Raw genomic sequence first — 1,175 nt, 5'->3', positions numbered from 1 at the left:
CACGCGCCAGATTTAATTGGTTTATCTTGATGAGATAAACCGAAAAGTAATTCGCTAACATATTCAAGTTGATTGGCCATAAATCTTAAAGCTTCAGGAAGTGTATTTGTACCGAGCATCCGAGCTAGAGATAGTAAAAATTGTCTGACCATTGCCCAGTTCGCAGGTGCATTGCCACCGGAAATGGATGCAGTTATCCTCATTTAACGTCACATCTTTAACCCAATGCAGCCGATTCTCTATTAACCAATGTCCTCGAATTGCCGACGCAAATTGGCTTGCCGACCAATCCTTACTACTTAAATAATAATGCGTTTCATGGAAATCAACTAACCGACGACGACTTTTTTTGCCTTCCCACCTACTGCCGGTTCTTTTGATAGCAATTATATGTTTGACACCAGCCCACGCTGGTAATAACTGAGTAGATACGGGATCAATTGTAGTAGAGCGAGTTGTGGTGCGGCCATGCCAGCGTTCTGAGGTTTGAGCTGAATCGCTCGCACCCACAGATTCGACCAATTTCTGAGCCATTTTAAACAGACGCTTATTGATTTTTTTTGAGAGTAATTATGTAGTCATTACCTCCATCAATAATTAACTGAATAGTTTTTTTTTGAGTGTGCAGTGCATCAGCAGTAATTACTACTTGAGAACCCGCAAGTTCTTGCAGGAGTTCCTGCACAGCTTCGATTTCACTTCGCTGCTGATTTTCCATGACTTTATGTCGGACTACCCACCCGCGATTGTGACTGTACACAGAAACCAGGCTCACAAAATTTTGGTAAGAACTATTACCCCCAACACTTGTGCTTTTGATACTTTTACCATCAATTGCCATCAATTCTCCTGGCTGGCTCGGTAATGTCTGCCCTGCCCATATATTAAAAAGGACGGCAATTACCTCAAAATCTAATGAGAGAATGATGTTTCTAAAAGTTGAGTCGCATGGAAAACGAATATCTGGTGGGAGGTTAAAGAGTTTTATCAGACTTGAGCGATGATTTTTCGTAAATTCAGCTAAGGGCTTATATCCCCAATATCCCGTACAACAGCCCAATAAAATTATCATGAGTATCAGCCATAAGGGATGCCTAATCCCCCTCGGATGTCGGTGGTCAGGTACTGATTTAATTGCTTCAATTAAATTCATTGTTGATGCACGGCTTAGGATA

2 protein-coding genes and 1 pseudogene are annotated in these 1,175 nt (G+C 41.5%); all 3 read right to left on the bottom strand.

All coding sequences use genetic code 11. The annotated features are described in order from the left end of the window. Window positions 1–203, bottom strand: a 203-nt coding sequence (locus tag QUA99_RS32895; RefSeq protein ID WP_333460537.1) for a hypothetical protein, incomplete at its 3' end; no start/stop codon positions are given. Window positions 204–249: 46 nt separating this feature from the next. Beyond that, window positions 250–534, bottom strand: a pseudogene (locus tag QUA99_RS32890) (hypothetical protein); the annotation flags it as partial. 13 nt (window positions 535–547) lie between these two features. Then, window positions 548–1,175: ISAs1 family transposase (locus tag QUA99_RS32885; protein ID WP_333245860.1), on the bottom strand; the 628-nt coding region annotated here is incomplete at its 5' end.

Source organism: Microcoleus sp. F10-B2, assembly GCF_036704965.1.
In the GTDB taxonomy this organism is placed as follows: domain Bacteria; phylum Cyanobacteriota; class Cyanobacteriia; order Cyanobacteriales; family Microcoleaceae; genus Microcoleus.
The sequence above is the reverse complement of the archived record's forward strand: the minus strand, read 5'-3'. Positions and strand labels throughout refer to the sequence as shown.